Annotated in this window: 16 protein-coding genes and 3 tRNA genes; 15 read left to right on the forward strand and 4 right to left on the reverse strand. The window is 60.7% G+C overall.

What is annotated here, in order from left to right:
* Positions 1–292 precede the first annotated feature (292 nt).
* Positions 293–1,270, forward strand: a complete 978-nt coding sequence (gene epmA, locus IMX17_RS14485; protein WP_004929681.1) for an elongation factor P--(R)-beta-lysine ligase — start codon at positions 293–295, stop codon at positions 1,268–1,270.
* A 67-nt stretch (positions 1,271–1,337) separates the two neighbouring features.
* Here epmA and mscM read toward each other — a convergent pair whose 3' ends face one another.
* The 3 genes from mscM to rsgA all read right to left on the reverse strand — a co-directional run bounded on the left by mscM (position 1,338) and on the right by rsgA (position 6,718).
* Complete coding sequence (gene mscM, locus IMX17_RS14490; protein ID WP_046897957.1) at positions 1,338–4,685, reverse strand: miniconductance mechanosensitive channel MscM; 3,348 nt, start codon at positions 4,683–4,685, stop codon at positions 1,338–1,340.
* Positions 4,686–4,698: 13 nt separating this feature from the next.
* Positions 4,699–5,592 carry an archaetidylserine decarboxylase gene (gene asd, locus IMX17_RS14495; RefSeq protein ID WP_033651500.1) on the reverse strand — a complete coding sequence of 298 codons (894 nt, stop codon included), beginning with the start codon at positions 5,590–5,592 and terminating at the stop codon, positions 4,699–4,701.
* Positions 5,593–5,668: 76 nt separating this feature from the next.
* Positions 5,669–6,718, reverse strand: coding sequence for a small ribosomal subunit biogenesis GTPase RsgA (gene rsgA, locus IMX17_RS14500; protein ID WP_033641617.1), 1,050 nt, complete (start codon positions 6,716–6,718; stop codon positions 5,669–5,671).
* A 245-nt stretch (positions 6,719–6,963) separates the two neighbouring features.
* Between rsgA and orn the strand changes: the two genes are divergently transcribed.
* The 4 genes from orn (at position 6,964) to IMX17_RS14520 (ending at position 8,049) form a co-directional block, all read left to right on the forward strand.
* Positions 6,964–7,509, forward strand: a complete 546-nt coding sequence (orn, locus tag IMX17_RS14505; RefSeq protein ID WP_033641618.1) for an oligoribonuclease — start codon at positions 6,964–6,966, stop codon at positions 7,507–7,509.
* A 192-nt stretch (positions 7,510–7,701) separates the two neighbouring features.
* Positions 7,702–7,777: transfer RNA gene (locus IMX17_RS14510), tRNA-Gly, on the forward strand.
* Between the two features lie 66 nt (positions 7,778–7,843).
* Positions 7,844–7,919, forward strand: a tRNA-Gly gene (locus IMX17_RS14515).
* Positions 7,920–7,973: 54 nt separating this feature from the next.
* A tRNA-Gly gene (locus tag IMX17_RS14520) sits at positions 7,974–8,049 on the forward strand.
* A gap of 311 nt (positions 8,050–8,360) precedes the next feature.
* On the opposite strand, the gene queG is transcribed toward IMX17_RS14520, so the two are convergent.
* Positions 8,361–9,500 (reverse strand): tRNA epoxyqueuosine(34) reductase QueG, encoded by a 1,140-nt coding sequence (queG, locus tag IMX17_RS14525; protein WP_046688096.1) that lies wholly within the window; start codon positions 9,498–9,500, stop codon positions 8,361–8,363.
* Between queG and nnr the strand changes: the two genes are divergently transcribed.
* The 10 genes from nnr to IMX17_RS14575 all read left to right on the forward strand — a co-directional run bounded on the left by nnr (position 9,499) and on the right by IMX17_RS14575 (position 20,531).
* Positions 9,499–11,013 carry a bifunctional ADP-dependent NAD(P)H-hydrate dehydratase/NAD(P)H-hydrate epimerase gene (gene nnr, locus IMX17_RS14530; protein ID WP_182265153.1) on the forward strand — a complete coding sequence of 505 codons (1,515 nt, stop codon included), beginning with the start codon at positions 9,499–9,501 and terminating at the stop codon, positions 11,011–11,013. The two genes, queG and nnr, sit on opposite strands and share 2 nt — an antisense overlap.
* Positions 11,014–11,023: 10 nt before the next feature.
* Positions 11,024–11,494: a tRNA (adenosine(37)-N6)-threonylcarbamoyltransferase complex ATPase subunit type 1 TsaE gene (gene tsaE, locus IMX17_RS14535; RefSeq protein ID WP_025305017.1), complete on the forward strand. Its 471-nt coding sequence runs from the start codon at positions 11,024–11,026 to the stop codon at positions 11,492–11,494.
* Between the two features lie 7 nt (positions 11,495–11,501).
* Entirely contained in the window at positions 11,502–13,298 is a 1,797-nt protein-coding gene (gene amiB, locus IMX17_RS14540; protein WP_046897961.1) for an N-acetylmuramoyl-L-alanine amidase AmiB, read from the forward strand.
* Between the two features lie 22 nt (positions 13,299–13,320).
* Positions 13,321–15,204, forward strand: a complete 1,884-nt coding sequence (gene mutL, locus IMX17_RS14545; RefSeq protein WP_182265154.1) for a DNA mismatch repair endonuclease MutL — start codon at positions 13,321–13,323, stop codon at positions 15,202–15,204.
* Entirely contained in the window at positions 15,197–16,138 is a 942-nt protein-coding gene (gene miaA, locus IMX17_RS14550) for a tRNA (adenosine(37)-N6)-dimethylallyltransferase MiaA (protein WP_046897963.1), read from the forward strand. Before mutL ends, miaA begins: the two co-directional genes overlap by 8 nt.
* 114 nt (positions 16,139–16,252) lie before the next feature.
* A complete protein-coding gene (gene hfq, locus IMX17_RS14555; RefSeq protein ID WP_193549891.1) occupies positions 16,253–16,561 on the forward strand; it encodes an RNA chaperone Hfq in 309 nt (102 codons plus the stop codon).
* Positions 16,562–16,659: 98 nt separating this feature from the next.
* Positions 16,660–17,940 (forward strand): ribosome rescue GTPase HflX, encoded by a 1,281-nt coding sequence (gene hflX, locus IMX17_RS14560; protein WP_033641625.1) that lies wholly within the window; start codon positions 16,660–16,662, stop codon positions 17,938–17,940.
* A 68-nt stretch (positions 17,941–18,008) separates the two neighbouring features.
* A complete protein-coding gene (gene hflK, locus IMX17_RS14565) occupies positions 18,009–19,259 on the forward strand; it encodes an FtsH protease activity modulator HflK (protein WP_033641626.1) in 1,251 nt (416 codons plus the stop codon).
* Positions 19,260–19,262: 3 nt separating this feature from the next.
* Positions 19,263–20,267 (forward strand): protease modulator HflC, encoded by a 1,005-nt coding sequence (gene hflC, locus IMX17_RS14570; RefSeq protein ID WP_004933669.1) that lies wholly within the window; start codon positions 19,263–19,265, stop codon positions 20,265–20,267.
* Between the two features lie 63 nt (positions 20,268–20,330).
* A complete protein-coding gene (locus IMX17_RS14575) occupies positions 20,331–20,531 on the forward strand; it encodes a DUF2065 domain-containing protein (RefSeq protein WP_004933666.1) in 201 nt (66 codons plus the stop codon).
* The last annotated feature ends 78 nt before the right edge of the window (positions 20,532–20,609 follow it).

Raw genomic sequence — 20,609 nt, forward strand, 5'->3', positions numbered from 1 at the left:
TAATGTTGCTTAAAGGTTAAGGATAGATATCTCCCACCAATAATGGGGAATTAACTATACCTAAAGTTAAGTAGTGGAAATTTGATGTGATCGATTGTTTTGTCGATTAACGCTCGCTCAACAGGCCTGTCTGCCTTTTCGCGTGTTCGGCGTGCTTTACCCTTTTTAACGCGCTTTTGCCGCCTATTTATCGGAAATTGGCGTTATCGCCGGTTGCGCATCGTGAAGAATTTGTTTGGCTGCAAGGATGCGAGTAGACTGCATCCCCTGTTTGATTTCGGAGTTAATTACCATGAGCGAAACGGCAAGCTGGCAGCCTAGTGCACCCATCGCCAATTTGTTGAAACGCGCAGCGATTCTGGCTGAGATCCGGCGTTTCTTCGCCGATCGTGGCGTGCTGGAAGTTGAGACGCCCACCATGAGCCAGGCGACGGTCACCGACGTTCACCTGTTCCCGTTCGAAACGCGTTTCGTCGGGCCGGGGGCGGCGGAAGGCCTGACGCTATACATGATGACCAGCCCGGAATATCACATGAAGCGCCTGCTGGCGGCGGGCAGCGGCCCGATCTACCAAATGGGGCGCAGCTTCCGCAATGAAGAAGCCGGGCGGCACCATAACCCCGAATTCACCATGCTGGAGTGGTACCGTCCGCACTACGACATGTACCGCCTGATGAATGAGGTGGACGATCTGCTGCAACAGGTGCTGGACTGCGAGAGCGCGGAGACTCTGTCCTATCAGCAGGCGTTCCTGCGCCATCTGGACATCGATCCGCTGTCGGCGGAGAAGGCGCAGCTGCGCGAAGCGGCGGCCAAACTCGATCTGAGCAACATCGCCGATACCGAAGAAGATCGCGATACGCTGCTGCAGCTGCTGTTCACCGTGGGGGTGGAGCCGCATATCGGCCGTGAAAAACCGGCGTTCGTGTACCACTTCCCGGCCAGCCAGGCGGCGTTGGCGGAGATCAGCACCGAAGACCACCGCGTGGCGGAGCGTTTCGAGGTGTACTTCAAGGGCATTGAGCTGGCGAACGGTTTCCGCGAGCTGACCGACGGCCGTGAACAACAGCAGCGCTTCGAGCAGGACAACCGCAAACGCGCGGAGCGCGGCCTGCCGCAGCAACCGATCGACTACAACCTGTTGGCGGCGTTGCAACACGGCATGCCGGAGTGTTCCGGCGTGGCGCTGGGCGTGGATCGTCTGGTGATGCTGGCGCTGGGCGCCGAGAGCCTGAGCGACGTACTGGCCTTCCCGGTTGGGATCGCCTGACGTTTCAGGCGGTAAGAAAAGCAAAAGGGTCGGCATTTGCCGGCCCTTTTTTTATCGCGAGAAACGCTTACAGCCCCCCGGCGTCGCGCTTGGTGTTCGGCGCCGGCGTGGACGGCGGCGTGCGGCCGTTGTTGGTCAGTCGCGACAGCGTCTCGGTACGTACCTGGAATGGCGGGTACGGCAGCGTGATGCCGTGCTCGCGGTAGCCCGCCAGGATCAGCTGGTGGATCTCATGGCGCAGCGGCATACGGTGGCCCATCTCGGCGGCGTAAATACGCATCTCGAAGATCTGAATGCCTTGCTGCAGATCGACCAGATAGACCTCCGGCGCCGGGTTATCCAGCACCAGCGCGCAGCGCTCGGCGGCGTTCATCAGGATCTTGGTCACTTCTTCGCTGTTGGCCTCGCCCGGCGCCGGTACGGTCAGCACCACACGGGTCAGGGTGTCGGATAGCGACCAGTTGACGAACTGCTCGGTGATGAACGCTTTGTTCGGCACGATGATCTCTTTGCGGTCCCAGTCCGAGATGGTGGTGGCGCGGGTATTGATCTTGGTGACGGTGCCGGTCAGGTTGCGGATCGTCACGGTGTCGCCGATGCGGATCGGTTTCTCGAACAGGATGATCAAGCCGGAGATGAAGTTGGAGAAGATCTCCTGCATGCCGAAGCCCAACCCCAGACTGAGCGCGGTAACCACCCACTGCAGTTTCGACCATTCGATGCCGATCCAGGCGAAGCTGAGCACCGCGCCGAACAGCAGCAGCAGGTACTTGGTGATGGTGGTGATGGCGTAGCCGGTGCCCGGCGACAGATCGAGGTGCTGCAATACCGCCAGCTCCAGCAGCGCCGGCAGGTTGCGCACCAGCTGCATGGTGATGATCAACACCAGAATGGCAATCAGAACCGCGCCGAGGGTGATCGGATGGGCGGTTTCCACGCCGTTCACCGTCGAGGTCACGTCCCACAGCGAGATGTTTTCCAGGAAGGCGAACGCGGAGTGGATCTCCGACCACAGCACGATCACCGACACCAGTGCGATCAGCGTCAGGATCGAACGCACCAGCCGCAGCGACTGGGCGCTGATGGTGTCCAGATCGAAATCCGAATCGTCCGGATCGATGGATCCTTCGGTGCTGTTCGGGGTGTGCGAAGTTTCGTCTTCGCCGCGGGCACGCTGTGCCAGGATGTCGGCACGGCGCTGTTTGGCGCGATCGAAGGCGATGCGCCGCCGTTGGATCAGCATCCAACGGCGGATGATGTGGTAGACGACCAGCAGCAGGAACCAGATCGCCACCGAGGTTTCCAGACGCGCCAACAGCGCCTGCGCGGTGGTGAGGTAACCGACGGTCGACGCCAGCGCCGCCAGCAGCGGCGCCGACAGCAGCAGCCCCCAGAAGGCGCTGTTGAGCATGTTGTCGCCGGAGCCGTTTTTATCCAGATACAGCGGAATGCCGGCGCGTTTCAGGCTGTGGGTGACCAGCGCCAGCGCCAGACACAGCAGGATGAAGCACAGCCGCCCCAGGGTGTTGGCGAACTCACGTTCTTTCAGGCTATCGAAGGTGATCAGCGCCATGATCAGCGGCACGATCAGCCAGATCGACATCTTGTAGTAGCGCATGGCGCGCGAAACCTGCTTCGCCGGCCAGCGGAAGTGCACGATGAACAGCCCCTGCGGGTGGGCGAAGGCGGCGCAGATCATGCAGATCCACAGGATCGGCAGCGTGGCGGTTACCCCTTTGCCGATCGCTTCCGCCACCGGGTAGTTCCAGGCGCTTTGCAGGCCGTAGCCGAGCGCGGCCCACAGTACCGGCAGAGGCAGCGCCACCAGAATCGACCAGAACACGGTGCGCACCGTCAGGAAGAATTCATCCTGCGTCACCTTGCCGACGCGGCTGCTGGCGCGCTCGAGGAAGGCGTGATAGTGCTTGCGCGAGCTGATGCTGAAAATCACCAGCAGCAGGGCGCCGAAGATCGGGATCAGCGTTTCGCGGCTGGTCACCATCATCATGAAGGCGCCGCCGAGCTGCGACAGCGTGTCCAGCGACAGGACGCGTGTCAGATCGTGCGCCACGTTGAGCGGGTAGGAGAAGTTGATCGGATTGACGTCCGGCACCCAGAACAGGTAGCGGTGGGTGGCGTCGCGAATTTCGTTCAACGCTTCGATCAGCTGGGTGTTGGCCACCTTCAGCTTGGTCAACTCGAGGATTTGGGTGTCGCACCCGGACAACAACGAGTTGAGCAGCTCGCGCTGGGTGCGCAGCTGGGCATCGACGATGCGTTGCTCCTGGTTGGTCAGCGCGCTGCCGTCGTCGCGTTTGAATTCGCGCTGCGACAGTTTTTCCAGCTGATTTTCAAACTGCAGGCGCTGCACGCGCAGCTGAGCCATGTCGCCGTCCAGCTGTTGCGGCTTGGGCATTTCCGGCAGTGTCGCCACCTGGGCGCGCAGGGTTTCCCCCAGCGCCGACGACGAACCGAGCCACTGGGCCTGCTCGATGATGGTGCTCAGCGCCTGGCGCACTTGCAGCGTCTGCGCCGCCGCCTGCCGCTGCTGCGATGAAATCAGATCCATGCGCTGCGCCTGGCTGTTCAGCGCGGCGGACAGTTCGCGGTTGATCTGCAGCTGCTGGCTGATGCTTTTTGGCAAATCGCCGTTCTGCTCGGCCAACTGCTCGGTTTTTTCCAGCGCCAGCTCCGCTTCGCGTTGGCGTTGGGCGTTGAGGTTGTTGCGCAGCGCCTGCAGCTGAACGTCTATTTTCTCGTGGCGCTTTTTATAGACCTCGGCGCGCATGCGCGCCAGCTCCTGACGGTTGTTGGCCGACAGCTGCGCCAGTTCCAGTTCGTCCACTTTGGCTTTGCGCGCCGCGGCTTCGGCCTGCAGCAGGGCCAGGGCGGCCTGCGCATACGGCGTGGTCGGGTTGGCGGGCTGCGCCTGCAGGCGGCGCTGCACTTCCGTCAGCGCACGGCGGGCGTCGGTCTGCTGCTGCGGCAACTGGCCGAGCGAATCGCTGATCTCCCGCGTGCGATCCTGTTCTTGCTGCAGCAGGCGCGCCTGTTCCAGCAGCAGGCTGCTGGTTTGCAGGATCTGCTGTTCCAGCTCGGCGGCCGGCAAATCGTCGCCGTTAGGCAGGATCTTGTTGCTTTCCAGCACCAGCTGACGGCGCAGCTCCTGCGTCATCTTCGGAAAATCGTCGATCACCCTCTGATACTGCTCGGAGCGGGTCTGCGACTCTTTGCGCTCCGTCAGCCAGTTGAGGGCGCTTTGCAGCGCCTCGGTGGTTTCCGCCTGATTCGGCGCGTTTTTGCTGCTTTCCGCCTGCTTCAGCTCCTGTTTGAGCTGGCTCTCGGTCGGCACGGGGGCGGCCAGCGCCGGTTGCCACAGCAGGCAACCGAGCAAAAGCGTGATGAAAAGGCGCACGGCGTCGATTCCTTTAGAGCGGGGTCTGTGGCGTTTCAGCGGCGGCCGGGATTTCGGCGAAGGCTTCACCCATGCGGGTGACGGTGCCGTTATGCAGCTGCGGCGCAAACTGCACGCTGCCTGCGGTAAACAGGTTGATCACCGTGGAGCCGAGTTTGAAACGGCCCATCTCGGCGCCTTTTTCCAGCGCGATGGCGCCTTCTTCACCGGCGGCCGGGTAGGTCCAGCGCTTGATGATGCCTTCGCGCGGCGGCGTGACGGTGCCGGCCCAGACGGTTTCGATGCTGCCGACGATGGTGGCGCCGACCAGGATTTGCACCATCGGCCCAATGTCGGTGTCGAATACGCAGATCACGCGCTCGTTGCGCGCGAACAGGTTAGGCACGTTGGCGGCGGTGAGCGGGTTGACCGAGAACAGATCGCCCGGCACATAGATCATTTCGCGCAGCACGCCAGCGCACGGCATGTGTACGCGGTGATAGTCGCGCGGCGCCAGATAGGTGGTGGCGAACAGGCCGTTGCGGAACGGCTCGGCCAACAGATAGTTGCCGGCCAGCAGCGCTTCGAGGCTGTAGTGGTGGCCTTTGGCCTGGAAGATTTGATCCTCGCGGATCGGGCCGAGCTGGCTGATGGCGCCATCGGCGGGCAGCGCCAGCCAGTTGGCGTCGGCGACGATCGGGCGCGCGCCGTCGCGCAGCGGGCGCACGAAGAAATCGTTGAAGGTGGCGTAAGACGCCAGGTCCGGATTTTGCGCTTCCTGCATGTCCACGCGGTAGTAGCGGGCGAAGGTTTTGACCACCAGTTGGGTCAGCCAGCCGGCCCGTTTGTCGGCGCCCCAGCCCGCCAGGCGGGTCAGCGCCAGCTTCGGCAGCCAATATTGCAGTTTAATCTTGATGCTATCCAGCACGTTAACCTCGTGAATCAGGGTAAAGGGCGCGCATTGTAACGAGGGCTCCGCCGTCGTCAATGCCCGCTCGTCAGTGTCAGTCTGCGGCGTCCGTGAAGTTCTTGCGAACCTTCACCTGCGCCATGCTTTCCAGAATGCGGTGGTAGTTGTCGAACCGCTCTTGCGCGATATCGCCTTTCTCCATCGCCGCGCGAATGGCGCAGCCGGGATCGGTATCGTGGCGGCAGTCGCGGAATTTGCAACCGCCTAAATAATCACGGAATTCGACAAAGCCGCGGGTGATTTGTTCCGGCTCCAGGTGCCACAGGCCAAACTCGCGCACTCCCGGGGAGTCGATCACGTCGCCGCCGTGCTGGAAATGGTACAGCCGCGCGGCGGTGGTGGTATGTTGCCCGAGGCCCGAGACGTCGGAAACCTGATTTACCAGAATTTGCTCTTCAGACGGCGGCAGCAGCGCGTTCAGCAAGCTGGACTTGCCGACCCCGGACTGACCGGCGAAGATGCTGATACGCCCGGCCAGCGCCTGTTCGAACTCCGCCATGCCTTCCCGCGTTTGGCTGGAGACTTCCAGCACCCGGTAGCCAATCTTGCGATAGATATCCATCATGCCGTCGACCAGCTTGCGCGCTTCGGCGTCCAGCAGGTCAATTTTGTTGAGCACGATCAGCGGCTCGACTTCGAGCGTTTCGCAGGCCACCAGATAACGGTCGATGATGTTCAGCGACAGCTCGGGCAGGATCGCCGACACGATGACGATCTGATTGATATTGGCGGCGATCGGCTTCACGCCGTCGTAGAAGTCCGGGCGCGTCAGCACCGAGGTGCGTTCGTGCACCGCTTCCACAATGCCTTTTACCCCTTCATGGGCACCCAGACCGGGGCGCCATACCACGCGATCGCCGGTGACCAGCGAACGCAGCGTGCGGCGGATGTTGCAGCGGTGCTGAGTGCCATCCGGCGCCTCAACGTCGGCGTGCATGCCGAAACGGCTGATGACGACGCCTTCCTGCGGCTCGCCCAGTTGGGAATCATCAGGTTCCGGTTTGTTGTCAGCGCGCTTCAGACGGCGCTGATGGTTCGCCTGCACGCGGCGTTGCTGACCTTTGGACAGTTTGTTCTTACTCACTGCGCCTCACTTGAATCGGTTTTATACCTTTACGTATACGCACAGCCGCGGCGGGGGACTTGCCCCGGGCGCAGCCTTGAACCCGTCAGGGTATATGTCGCCCATGGCGACCAAAAAGACTATGATACACGCTATTTTATATTAAATAACCGTTGTTAGCCGCCGGCTGCGGCGTGTCGCCATCGGCGGCGGCCGTCGTCTCGTCCGTACAGCGTTTTTCTCTCGGCTTTTAGGCAGGAAACATCATGACAGCAAACGAAAATAACCTGATTTGGATCGATTTGGAGATGACCGGGCTGGATCCCGAGCGTGACCGCATTATCGAGATCGCCACGCTGGTCACCGACGCCAATCTGAACATCCTGGCGGAAGGGCCGGTGATCGCCGTGCACCAATCCGACGAGCAGCTGGCCTTGATGGACGAGTGGAACGTGCGCACCCATACCGGCAGCGGGCTGGTGGAGCGGGTGAAAGCCAGTCGGCAGGACGATCGCGCCGCCGAGCTGGAAACCATCGCCTTCCTGCAGCAATGGGTGCCGGCCGGCAAATCGCCGATCTGCGGCAACAGCGTGGGCCAGGATCGCCGTTTCTTGTTCCGCTACATGCCGGAGCTGGAGGCCTACTTCCATTACCGCTACCTGGACGTCAGCACGCTGAAGGAACTGGCGCGCCGTTGGAAGCCGGAAATTCTCGGCGGCTTTAAGAAGCAGGGCACCCATCAGGCGCTGGATGACATCCGCGAATCGGTGGCCGAACTGGCTTATTACCGCGAACATTTCATTCAGCTTTAAGGCGATGGCGGCCTCTGCGGGGAAAAAACGCCGTTTTTAGGCGCTTAATTCGCCAATCTGGCGCTTTAATCGGCAATCAAACAAAAATCGCGTTTTTTTGCTTTCAGGGGCTTGCGACAAAAAGGATTTCTCGTATAATGCGCACCCCGTACCGATGAAGAATTTCGTAAAGTTCCACCATCGATACGCCGGGCGGGAATAGCTCAGTTGGTAGAGCACGACCTTGCCAAGGTCGGGGTCGCGAGTTCGAGTCTCGTTTCCCGCTCCAAATTCAACAATGTCGCGATGCGGCATGATGAATAAATAAAGCAGTATCAAGCAGTACCTATGCGACGCGGGAATAGCTCAGTTGGTAGAGCGCAACCTTGCCAAGGTTGAGGTCGCGAGTTCGAGCCTCGTTTCCCGCTCCAAAAATTCAAAGGTCACGCCAGTGTTTGGTGACCGGATGCCAAAAGCATCTCAATGCGGGAATAGCTCAGTTGGTAGAGCACGACCTTGCCAAGGTCGGGGTCGCGAGTTCGAGTCTCGTTTCCCGCTCCAATTTTCTCTTCGTTTCAAACTCAAATCCAACGCCTTATCCGGCGCGGGTTTTTGTCCTGTTTTACACACCTGCTAAAAACGTTGTGAACAGAGTTATCCACAGCCTCTGTACATAAACCCACCAGCCTGAAAAATCAACGTCATACAAATTAAATATTTATACATTTGATTTATAAGCTTATTTATTTATCCCAAAACGTTATGCCGATCACTTGCTCTTTTTGTTGCAGTTGAAAGACAACGTGTTTTTATTTTTATGCACAAATCCACAGAGTGAGATTTCGGGCGATACGCCCGCGCGGCGCACCCCGTCAGGCATCCCTTGGCAAACCTTTTTCCACAGCCCGTATCAACCGTTTTTTCTGCGCCGTTTGCACCTCGATGCCCTGCGCTTCACGGCGAGCGAGCTGTTGCGCCAGCGCCCAGTGGATATGTTCGTCCAGCATGGCGTCTTGGCCCAAGCGCGTGCGCAGCGCGAGCACGATGCTGTCCTCATAAGGTGCATTGCCCAGCGCCACGGCGATATTGCGCAGCCAGCGCAGGTGACCGATGCGGCGTATCGCCGAGCCTTCGGTGATGCGCAGGAATTTTTCTTCCGTCCAACTGAACAGATCGATCAGCTGCGGCGCATGCAACGCGGCGCGCGGGCTGAAATCGTCTTCGTCGGTGAGTTGTGAAAAGCGGTTCCACGGGCAGATCAGCTGGCAGTCGTCGCAGCCGTAGATACGGTTGCCGAGCAGCGGCCGGAATTCCTCCGGGATCGCGCCTTCCAGCTCGATGGTCAGGTAGGAAATGCAGCGCCGGGCATCGACGGTGTAGGGCGCGACGATGGCCCCGGTCGGGCAAGTGGTGATGCAGGCGACGCAGCGGCCGCACTGCTCTTCCTGCGGCTGATCCACCGGCAGCGGCAGGTCGATCAGCAGTTCGCCGAGGAAAAACCAGGATCCGGCTTCGCGGTTAAGAATTAGTGAGTGTTTACCAACCCAGCCGATGCCCGCCTTGGCGGCCAGCGCGCGCTCCATGACCGGCGCCGAGTCGACAAAGGGGCGGAAATTTAGTTCGCCGCAGTAGGCCTGGATCTGATCGCCCAACTTTTTCAGGCGCTGACGCAACAGCTTGTGATAATCGCGCCCCAGCGCATAGCGGCTGACGTAGCCCAATTGCGGGTTCTGCAGGGTGCTGGCGAATGCCGCCTTGGCCGGCAGGTAGTTCATGCGTACGCTGATCACCCGCAGCGTGCCCGGCAACAGCTCGTGGGGGCGCGCGCGCAGCATGCCGTGGCGCGCCATCCACTCCATCTCGCCGTGGTACTGTTTGTCGAGCCAGGCCTGCAACTTCGGCTCTTCCAGGCTGAGATCGGTATCGCAGATGCCAACCTGCTGGAATCCTAGCGATTGCCCCCATTGCTTGATATGTTGGGCGAGTTGATGGAGATCGAGGGGGTGCGTCATGACGGGCCACAGTGAAAAAGCATACGCCGACAGTTTATCACACTCTGTCTGGCCTGCGGATTGGATCCGTCGTTCGGAACCTGCGGCGGCGGCCTCGCTCGGTCTTTCTCTTTACGATTTAATGCTGCGCGCCGGTCAGGCGGCCTACGTACTGGCGCGCGGCACTTATCCCTGCTGCAACCACTGGCTGGTGCTCTGTGGCCACGGCAACAACGGCGGCGACGGCTATGTGGTGGCGCGTTTGGCGAAGGCGGCGGGCGTGCAGGTGACGGTGATCGCCTGTGAAGGCGCACGCCCTTTGCCGCCGGAGGCCGCAGCGGCCCGCGAGGCCTGGCTGGCCGCCGGCGGCGATATTCTGCCGGCGAACAGCCGCTGGCCGGCGTCCGTCTCTCTTATTATCGACGGTCTGTTAGGCACCGGCCTCGCCAGCGTGCCGCGCGCGCCTTTTGATGCGCTGATTGAGGCCGCCAACCGCCATTCGGCGCCGGTGGTGGCGCTCGATATCCCGTCCGGGCTGCTGGCGGAAAGCGGCGCGGCGCCGGGCGCGGTTGTACGTGCCGCGCACACCGTCACATTTATCGGCCTCAAGCCGGGGTTGCTGACCGGCCAGGCGCGCGACTGGGTCGGGCAACTTCATCAGGATACGCTAGGCTTATCGGATTGGCTGGCGAAGCAACCGGTGCAGATTCAGCGGCTTACCGCCGAGGCGTTGCCGCGCTGGCTGCATCCGCGGCGCCCCTGCGCCCATAAGGGCGAACATGGTCGTCTGCTGCTGGTGGGCGGCGACCGCGGATTCGGCGGCGCCATTCGCATGGCGGCGGAAGCGGCGCTGCGCAGCGGGGCTGGATTGGTGCGAGTGCTTACTCACATTGAGCACGTCGCGCCGCTGCTGGCGGCCAGGCCGGAGTTGATGGTGCAGGCGCTGGACGAGACGACTTTGCGGCAGGCGATGCAATGGGCGGACGTGCTGGTGATTGGCCCGGGGCTGGGGCAGGCTGAGTGGGGCAAAAACGCCTTGAACGTGCTGCAAACCAGCGATAAACCGGCCTTGTGGGATGCCGATGCGCTGAACTTGCTGGCATTAAATCCCGAGAAACGGCAGAATCGCGTGATGACTCCGCATCCCGGAGAGGCGGCGCGGCTGTTGAGCTGCAGCAGTGCCGACATCGAAAGTGATCGCTTACTTGCCGTGCGTAACCTGACGGCGCGCTACGGCGGCGTGGCGGTGCTGAAAGGCGCCGGCACGCTGATCGCCGATGAGCAGGGCCAGATGGCGATCGCCGACGTCGGCAACGCCGGCATGGCCTCCGGCGGCATGGGCGATGTGCTGTCGGGCATCATCGGCGGTTTGCTGGCGCAAAAGCTCTCGCTGTATGATGCCGCCTGTGCGGGCTGCGTCGTACACGGTGCGGCCGGCGATCGCGTAGCGGAAAGACAAGGAACAAGAGGCATGTTGGCGACCGATTTACTGCCGGACATCCTTCATTTCGTTAACCCTGAGTGGGCAAAATAGACTTTATCGAATGAAAGAACTCGTTTTACCTCTGCCGGACGAGGCAGCGACTGTCGCTTTGGGTACCACTTTGGCCAAGGCCTGCGATCGCGCCAGCGTCATCTATCTCTACGGCGACCTGGGCGCCGGTAAAACCACCTTCAGCCGTGGCTTCCTGCAGGCGTTGGGGCATCAGGGCAATGTCAAAAGCCCGACCTACACGCTGGTGGAGCCCTATGCCTTGCAGCCCTTGGCGGTATATCACTTCGATCTGTATCGCCTGGCCGATCCGGAAGAGCTTGAATTTATGGGCATTCGCGATTACTTCGCGCAAGACGCCATCTGCCTGGTCGAATGGCCGCAGCAGGGCACCGGCGTGCTGCCGGAGCCGGATCTGGCGCTGCACCTCAGCTATCAGGGCGAGGGACGAGAGGCGAAGATCGAGGCGATTTCTGCTTACGGCAGCCAGCTGTTAGACCGTATTCATGGATCACAGGGATGATGCTGCAATGACGCATGCGTTGAAAAAATTTGCGGTCATCATGCTGATCGCCGTGCTGGGGCCGCTCGGCGCGTTGAACGCGCTGGCGGCGTCCTCGCTGTCCGATATCAAAGTGTCCAACGCCCAGCGCGAAGCGACGGTTTCGGTGAGCTTCAATGGCCCGCCGGACTACGCGTTTTTCCCGCTGCACGGCCCGGAGCGCGTGGTGCTGGACGTCAACCAGAAAGGCAAGGTCGGCGGGCTGCCGCTCAATTTCAGCGGCCAAAACCTGGTGAAAAGCATTCGCTCCAGCGCGCCGAAAGACGCTCAGAGCGTGCGTCTGGTGTTTGATCTGACTCAGCGCGCCAAAACCCGCGTCTCCACCCGCCAGAACGGCGGCGTGCACACCGTGGTATTCACCCTTACGGCCGAAGGCGGCGCCAATACCGTGGCGCGTAAAGCGCCGGTCCAAACGCCTGCGCCGGTCGCCGTCAGCCAACCGCCGCGTCAGGCGCCGGTCGCGGTGCGTGAAGCGCCGGAGCCGCCGCTGCGCAAAGCGCCGACGGGATCGAATCCCTTTACCAATAAACAGAGCGTAGTCGCGGGCACCGCCACTGAGGTGACGCCGCGCAGCAGCCGTGTTTCCGCCGGTTCCGGCGATCGGGTGGTGGTGGCGATCGACGCCGGCCACGGCGGCCAGGATCCGGGCGCCATCGGCCCGAGCGGGTTGAAGGAGAAGAATGTCACTATCGCCATCGCGCGTCGCCTGCAGGCGATGCTGGACGCCGATCCGCAGTTCAAGCCGGTGCTGACGCGTAACGGCGACTATTTTATTTCGGTGATGGGGCGTTCCGACGTTGCGCGTAAACAGGGCGCCAACGTACTGGTCTCCATCCACGCCGACGCCGCGCCAAACCGCAGCGCCAGCGGGGCTTCCGTTTGGGTGCTGTCCAATCGCCGCGCCAACAGCGAAATGGCCGGCTGGCTCGAACAGCATGAGAAGCAGTCCGAGCTGCTCGGCGGTGCCGGCGACTTGCTGGCCAACAGCCAGGCCGACCCTTATCTGAGCCAGGCGGTGCTGGATCTGCAGTTCGGCCACTCGCAGCGCGTTGGCTACGATGTGGCGGTGAAGGTGCTGCAGCAGCTGCAGAGCGTCGGATCGTTGCATAAACGCCGGCCGGAACACGCCAGCCTGGGCGTGCTGCGTTCGCCGGATATTCCATCGCTGCTGGTGGAAACAGGATTTATCAGTAATAGCACGGAGGAGCGGCTGCTGGGCAGTAGCGCGTATCAGGAGAAGATTGCCAAGGCCATTCATAACGGCCTGCGCAGCTACTTCCTGGCGCATCCGCTGCAAGCCGACCCAAAGGTGGAAAACCGACCGCTGGACGTCGCAGCGGCGGTTAACACCTCAACACCAGACGTGCGCCAGCCTGAGCCTATCGTCAACTCGGCCGGCGCGAGCCGCAGCGTAAGCGGCAAGACCCAGATCCACGTGGTTAAACGGGCGGAGACGCTTTCCGGCATCGCCGACAGCTACGGCACGACCATGGCGGCGCTGCGGGATCTGAACAAACTGAAGAAAGACGGCGTGTGGGTCGGGCAACGCCTGAAGGTGCCGGCGGGGAAAACCGCCGCCGTCACCGCCGTCGCCAAAGCGAAAACGCCGGCGAAGAAGCCGTCTAAACATAAAGTGGCCCGTGGGGACACGCTGTCCTCTATCGCTTCTCGTTATGGGGTCAGCGTCGGCGATCTGAAACGGGTCAATAATCTGAAGTCGGACGTCGCGCCGTTGGATCGGACGCTGACCATTCCGCAGGCCTAGCGCCACCGCTACAGGAGTCAGCATGCCTATCCAGGTGTTACCGCCACAGCTCGCCAACCAGATCGCCGCCGGAGAGGTGGTCGAACGCCCCGCGTCGGTCGTCAAAGAGCTGGTGGAAAACAGCCTGGACGCCGGTGCGACGCGCATCGATATCGATATCGAACGCGGCGGCGCCAAGCTGATCCGCATTCGCGACAACGGCTGCGGTATCGGCAAGGACGATCTGGCGCTGGCGCTGGCGCGGCACGCCACCAGTAAAATCAGCACGCTCGACGACCTGGAGGCGATCGTCAGCCTCGGTTTTCGCGGCGAAGCGCTGGCCAGCATTAGCTCGGTTTCCCGTTTGACCCTGACGTCGCGCACCGCAGACCAGAGCGAAGCGTGGCAAGCCTATGCCGAAGGGCGCGAACAGGCGGTGACGATCAAACCCGCTGCGCACCCGGTCGGCAGCACGCTGGAAGTGCTGGATTTGTTTTACAACACGCCGGCGCGCCGCAAGTTCATGCGCACCGAGAAAACCGAATTCGGCCATATCGATGAAGTGGTGCGGCGCATCGCGCTGGCGCGCTTCGATGTGGCGATCAACCTTAGCCATAACGGCAAACTGATCCGCCAATATCGGGCGGCGAAGGAAGAAAGCCAGCACGAGCGCCGTTTGGGCAGCATCTGCGGCCCGGCGTTTTTGCAGCATGCGCTGAACATCGACTGGCAGCATGGCGATCTGAACATCCGCGGTTGGGTGGCGGATCCGGACGGGGCGCGCCAGCTGGGTGAAATGCAGTATTGCTACGTCAACAGCCGCATGATGCGCGATCGCTTGATCAACCACGCCATTCGTCAGGCCTATCAGGATCAGCTGAAAGACGATCAGCAGCCCGCTTACGTGTTGTATCTGGAGGTGGATCCGCACCAGGTGGACGTCAACGTTCATCCCGCCAAGCACGAGGTGCGTTTCCATCAGGCGCGGCTGGTGCACGATTTTATCTACCAGGCGGTGACCACGGTGCTGCAACAGGCCGGGCAGACGCCGTCGCTGCCGCTGGCGGAAACGCCTGACGAGGCGCCTGCGCCGGTCTGGCAGCAGGAAAACCGCGTCGCCGCCGGCGGCAACCATTTTTCTCAGCCTGCGCCGCGTCGCGAAACGCCGCCACCGGCCGGCGCTGCCCGCGAGCGCCCCCCCCAGCAGGGCTGGCAAACGGCGGGCGGTTACCAGAAACGCGAAGGCGAGCTGTATGGCAAACTGATGCGGCCTGCCGCCGAGCCGCAGGCTGAGGCCGCGCCGGAAGCCCCGAGTCGGCCGCCGCTGTTCCCGTCGGTGAAAGCCGCCGTGGAAACGCCGTTGGCGAGCGGGCAACACAGCTTTGGCCGGGTGCTGATGATCCATCCGCCGTGCTACGCACTGATTGAACAGCGTCAGCAGCCGGCGTTGCTCAACCTGACGGTGGCCGAGCGCTGGCTGCGCCAGGCGCAGCTCAATCCGCCGACGGAAGGGCTGCGGCCGCAGCCGCTGCTGATCCCAGTCAAGCTGACGTTGGACAAGAACGAAGCGGCGGCCATCGCGCGGCATCAGGCGCTGCTGACGATGATGGGGCTGGATTTGCAGACGGATCACGGCCGTGTGACGTTGCGCGCAGTGCCTTTACCATTACGCCAACAAAATTTACAAAAACTGATACCCGAACTGTTAGGCTATCTGGCCGAGCATCAGGAGATGTCGCCCGCGGTGTTGGCCACCTGGCTCGCTCGCCATCTCGGCAGTGAACATGAACAGTGGAACACCTCGCAAGCGATACAATTGCTGACCGACGTTGAACGACTTTGCCCGCAGCTGGTCAAATCGCCACCGAGCGGACTTTTACAACCTGTTGATTTACAGGCCGCACTGGCGGCCCTCAAGCATGACTAACACTGAAATGACATCACGTCCCCCGGCTATTTTCATTATGGGGCCGACCGCCTCGGGCAAGACCGCGCTGGCGATCGCGCTGCGCGAGCGCCTGCCGGTGGAACTGATCAGCGTCGATTCCGCGCTGATTTATCGCGGCATGGATATCGGCACCGCCAAGCCGAGCGCCGAAGAATTGGCGCAGGCGCCGCATCGGCTGATCGATATTCGCGATCCCGCTGAAGCTTACTCGGCTGCGGAGTTCCGCGCCGATGCGCTGAAAGAGATGGCCGACATCACCGCCGCCGGCCGTATTCCGCTGTTGGTGGGCGGCACCATGTTGTATTTCAAGGCGTTGCTGGAAGGATTGTCGCCGTTGCCGTCCGCCGATCCCGCGGTGCGCGAGCGCATCGAACGGCAAGCGGCGGAGCAGGGCTGGGAGGCGCTGCACCGTCAGTTACAGGCGATCGATCCGGTCGCGGCAGTGAGAATTCATCCGAATGATCCGCAGAGACTGTCCAGAGCACTGGAAGTTTTTTTTATTTCGGGTAAAACTTTAACGGAACTGACTAAAATTTCGGGTGAATCGTTACCGTATCAAGTTCACCAATTTGCGATAGCGCCGACCAGCCGTGAGTTGATCCATCAACGCATCGAGCTGCGGTACCATCAAATGTTGGCGGCGGGTTTTGAGACGGAAGCGCGTGCACTTTTCGCACGGGGTGATTTGCATACGGACTTGCCCTCCATTCGCTGTGTCGGTTACCGCCAGATGTGGTCATACTTGTCTGGTGAAATTAGTTACGATGAGATGGTTTATCGTGGTATTTGCGCAACACGTCAGTTGGCTAAACGCCAGATGACCTGGTTACGGGGTTGGGAGTCGGTCCATTGGTTGGACAGTGAAAAGCCGGGAGAGGCTTTGGACTCGGTGACACAGGTTGTTAGTGCATAGGTTGGGTGATTGTGTACAATTGCTGAGTATTCAGCGCGCAAATTTTTTACGTCGTTTATTTTAGAGCCGACAGGTTCTTAGTTACAAACAACAAGCAAATAAGGAAAAGATAGAATGGCTAAGGGGCAATCTTTGCAAGATCCGTTCCTGAACGCATTGCGTCGTGAACGTGTTCCGGTTTCTATTTATTTGGTGAATGGTATTAAGCTGCAAGGCCAGATTGAGTCTTTTGACCAGTTTGTCATCCTGTTGAAGAACACGGTTAGCCAGATGGTGTACAAGCACGCTATCTATACCGTTGTCCCGTCACGCCCGGTCTCGCATCACAGCAACAATCCGAGCGGCGGTTCAAGCAACTATCACCATGGTAACAATCCGTCTGCGCAGCAACAGCCGCAGCAGGAAAGCGATGACGCTGAATAAAGCGCGTTGCAAGTCAACCATGACGGGGAGCATAAGCAGCCGCGTGCTGTTTATGTCCCCCAAACTCACGGTGAGTGTCCGTTTGAGAGGTTGCACGCTTGTTTGACCGTTATGAAGCCGGTGAGCAGGCCGTACTGGTTCATATCTATTTCTCGCAAGACAAAGATACGGAAGACCTCAGCGAGTTCGAATCGCTGGTCTCCTCAGCCGGTGTCGAAGCTTTGCAAGTGGTGACTGGTAGCCGCAAAGCCCCGCATCCGAAGTACTTTGTCGGCGAAGGAAAGGCCGAAGAAATTGCAGATGCGGTGAAAGCCAGCGGCGCGTCTGTTGTCCTGTTTGATCATTCCCTTTCCCCGGCGCAGGAAAGAAACCTCGAGCGCCTGTGCGAATGCCGGGTGATCGATCGCACCGGGCTGATTTTAGACATTTTCGCCCAGCGTGCCCGCACCCATGAAGGTAAGCTGCAGGTGGAGCTGGCGCAGCTGCGTCACATCGCCACGCGTCTGGTACGCGGCTGGACGCACCTGGAGCGGCAAAAAGGGGGGATAGGCCTGCGCGGGCCGGGGGAAACCCAGCTTGAGACCGACCGTCGCCTGTTACGCGATCGCATCAGCTTGATTCTGCGCCGCCTGGAGCGGGTAGAGAAGCAGCGTGAACAAGGCCGACGCGCGCGGACCCGCGCCGATGTGCCGACCGTATCGCTGGTGGGCTATACCAACGCCGGCAAATCCACCCTGTTTAACCGAATAACGTCTGCCGAGGTGTATGCGGCGGACCAGCTATTTGCCACCCTGGATCCTACGTTGCGGCGCATTGACGTGCCGGACGTGGGGGATACCGTGTTGGCGGATACCGTAGGCTTTATCCGGCACCTGCCGCACGATCTGGTGGCCGCCTTCAAGGCGACGCTGCAGGAGACGCGCCAGGCTTCTTTGCTGCTGCACGTCATCGACGCGGCGGATCCGCGCGTCGACGAGAACATCGACGCGGTGAACACCGTGCTGGCGGAGATAGACTCGGATGAAATCCCTACACTGTTAGTGATGAACAAAATAGATATGCTGGACGATTTTGTGCCGCGTATCGACCGCAACGATGAAAACCTGCCGATCCGGGTGTGGCTGTCCGCCGCCAGCGGAGAGGGTATTCCGTTGCTGTATCAGGCGTTGACGGAGCGCTTATCGGGGGAGATCGCGCATTACGAATTGCGCTTACCGCCACGGGCAGGCCGTCTTCGCAGCCGTTTTTACCAGCTTCAGGCGATTGAAAAAGAGTGGAACGAAGAGGACGGCAGCATTGGCGTGGTGGTGCGAATGCCGATCGTCGAATGGCGTCGTCTCTGCAAGCAAGAACAGGACCTGATTGACTTTATCGTATGATCATATCCTGTTACATTTATGCTTCGCGAAAGCCTGAAGTACCCAATCACAGAATATGGAGCTAAAACATGGCGTGGAATCAGCCCGGTAATAACGGACAGGACCGCGACCCGTGGGGGAGCAGCAATAACAATGGCGGCAACTCTGGCGGTAACAACAAAGGCGGTCGTGATCAAGGGCCACCTGATTTGGATGATATCTTCCGCAAACTGAGCAAGAAATTGAGCGGTTTTGGCGGGGGCAAAGGCTCCAATAGCAATAGCGGCGGCACCGGGGCCTCCGGCCCGGGCTTCAGCGGCCGCATTATCGGTATCGCGGCGGTCGCCGTGGTGGTGATCTGGGCCGCCAGCGGCTTCTACACCATCAAGGAAGCCGAGCGCGGCGTCGTGACGCGTTTCGGTAAGTTCAGCCATCTGGTGCAGCCGGGCCTGAACTGGAAGCCGACCTTCATCGACGACGTGCGTCCGGTGAACGTGGAATCCGTGCGTGAGCTGGCGGCGTCCGGCGTGATGCTGACCTCCGATGAAAACGTGGTGCGCGTGGAAATGAACGTGCAGTACCGCGTGACCAACCCGGAAGCGTATCTGTTCAGCGTCGTCAATGCCGACGACAGCCTGAGCCAGGCGACCGACAGCGCCCTGCGCGGCGTGATCGGCAAATACTCGATGGATCGCATCCTGACCGAAGGCCGTACCGTGGTGCGTAACGATACGCAGCGCATGCTGGAAGAGACCATTCGTCCTTACAACATGGGCATCACGCTGCTGGACGTCAACTTCCAGGCGGCACGTCCGCCGGAAGAGGTGAAGGCGTCGTTCGACGATGCGATCGCCGCGCGTGAGAACGAGCAGCAATACATCCGTGAAGCGGAAGCTTACGCCAACGAAGTTCAGCCGCGTGCGAACGGCCAGGCGCAGCGTCTGCTGGAAGACTCCAAGGCTTATAAAGACCGCACCGTCCTGGAAGCTCAGGGTGAGGTGGCGCGCTTTGCCAAGCTGTTGCCGGAATACAAGTCCGCACCGCAGATCACCCGCGAGCGTTTGTATATCGAAACCATGGAAAAAGTGCTGGGCCATACCCGTAAGGTGTTGGTGAGCGACAAAGGCAACAACCTGATGGTGCTGCCGCTGGATCAGATGCTGCGCGGCCAAGGCGCGGCGACGGAGAGCGGCAACAAGGATACCAGCCTGATTCGCCTCAATCCGAATCCAGCGCCGGCTGCCAACAGCAGCACCCCGCGCACCAGCAGCGGATCGGTTATGGATCAGCGCCGGGCGAATGCGCAGCGTGACGACACCACTCGCGTAGGGAGAGAGTAATCAATGCGTAAGTCTTTTGTAGTTATTGTCCTCGCGGTGCTGGTGGTGCTGTACGCTTCGCTGTTCGTGGTGCAGGAAGGCCAGCGCGGCATCGTGCTGCGCTTCGGCAAGGTGCTGCGCGACGGCGAAAACAAGCCGCTGGTGTATGCGCCGGGTCTGCACCTCAAGATCCCGTTCATTGAGACCGTGAAGAACCTGGATGCGCGTATCCAGACCATGGACAACCAGGCCGATCGCTTCGTGACCAGCGAGAAGAAAGACCTGATCGTTGACTCCTATCTGAAGTGGCGCATCAGCGACTTCAGCCGCTACTATCTGGCGACCGGCGGCGGCGACGTCTCCCAGGCCGAAGTGCTGCTGAAGCGTAAGTTCAGCGACCGTCTGCGTTCCGAAATCGGCCGTCTGGACGTGAAAGACATCGTGACCGACTCGCGCGGCAAGCTGATGTCTGACGTGCGTGACGCGCTGAACACCGGCACCGTGGGTGACGGCGAAGAAGTGGCGACCACCGAAGCCGATGACGCTATCGCCTCTGCGGCGGCGCGCGTTGAGCGGGAAACCACCGGCAAACAGCCGCAGGTGAACCCGAACAGCATGGCGGCGTTGGGCATCGAAGTGATCGACGTGCGTATCAAGCAGATCAACCTGCCGGCCGAAGTCTCCGACGCCATCTACCAGCGTATGCGCGCCGAGCGTGAAGCGGTAGCCCGTCGCCTGCGCTCGCAGGGCCAGGAAGAAGCCGAGAAACTGCGCGCCAGCGCGGACTACGAAGTGACCCGTACCCTGGCGGAAGCCGAGCGTCAGGCGCGCATCACCCGTGGTGAAGGCGATGCTGAAGCAGCCAAGCTGTTCGCCAACGCGTTCAGCCAGGATCCGGACTTCTATGCCTTTATCCGCAGCCTGCGTGCCTATGAAGCCAGCTTCAAGGACAACCAGGACGTGCTGGTACTGAGCCCGGACAGCGATTTCTTCCGCTACATGAAGTCGCCTGATACCCTGCGCAAATAAGCGCGGCAGGCAATCTGATCGAGGGCCCGTTTTCGCGGGCCCTTTCTCGTTTTTGGGGGATGCATGAACTCAACGATTTGGCTGGCGCTCGGGCTGGTCCTGGTGCTGGAAGGATTGGGGCCGATGCTGTTTCCGCAGGCCTGGCGCAAAATGATTGTGGCGATGTCGCAGCTGCCGGACGCGACGCTGCGGCGATTTGGCGGTGGAATAGTGGTTGCGGGCTGCGTGATCTACTACATGTTGAGCGGCCGCACGGGTCTTTAAAGTCTAGCTCAAAATTTATGCAATCGTATGCTAAAAGTGCTGAAAATCGAAAATTACGGTGGTAGAATCCATTTTTAA

The sequence above is a fragment of the Serratia sp. X3 genome (assembly GCF_014982455.1).
GTDB lineage: Bacteria > Pseudomonadota > Gammaproteobacteria > Enterobacterales > Enterobacteriaceae > Serratia > Serratia ureilytica.

Bases quoted from the DNA above. Each gene is read 5' to 3' on its own strand.
- epmA (WP_004929681.1), top strand. From the start codon at position 293: ATGAGCGAAACGGCAAGCTGGCAGCCTAGTGCACCCATCGCCAATTTG.
- orn (WP_033641618.1), top strand. From the start codon at position 6,964: ATGACAGCAAACGAAAATAACCTGATTTGGATCGATTTGGAGATGACC.
- nnr (WP_182265153.1), top strand. From the start codon at position 9,499: ATGACGGGCCACAGTGAAAAAGCATACGCCGACAGTTTATCACACTCT.
- queG (WP_046688096.1), bottom strand. From the start codon at position 9,500: ATGACGCACCCCCTCGATCTCCATCAACTCGCCCAACATATCAAGCAA.
- tsaE (WP_025305017.1), top strand. From the start codon at position 11,024: ATGAAAGAACTCGTTTTACCTCTGCCGGACGAGGCAGCGACTGTCGCT.
- amiB (WP_046897961.1), top strand. From the start codon at position 11,502: ATGACGCATGCGTTGAAAAAATTTGCGGTCATCATGCTGATCGCCGTG.
- mutL (WP_182265154.1), top strand. From the start codon at position 13,321: ATGCCTATCCAGGTGTTACCGCCACAGCTCGCCAACCAGATCGCCGCC.
- miaA (WP_046897963.1), top strand. From the start codon at position 15,197: ATGACTAACACTGAAATGACATCACGTCCCCCGGCTATTTTCATTATG.
- hfq (WP_193549891.1), top strand. From the start codon at position 16,253: ATGGCTAAGGGGCAATCTTTGCAAGATCCGTTCCTGAACGCATTGCGT.
- hflK (WP_033641626.1), top strand. From the start codon at position 18,009: ATGGCGTGGAATCAGCCCGGTAATAACGGACAGGACCGCGACCCGTGG.
- hflC (WP_004933669.1), top strand. From the start codon at position 19,263: ATGCGTAAGTCTTTTGTAGTTATTGTCCTCGCGGTGCTGGTGGTGCTG.
- IMX17_RS14575 (WP_004933666.1), top strand. From the start codon at position 20,331: ATGAACTCAACGATTTGGCTGGCGCTCGGGCTGGTCCTGGTGCTGGAA.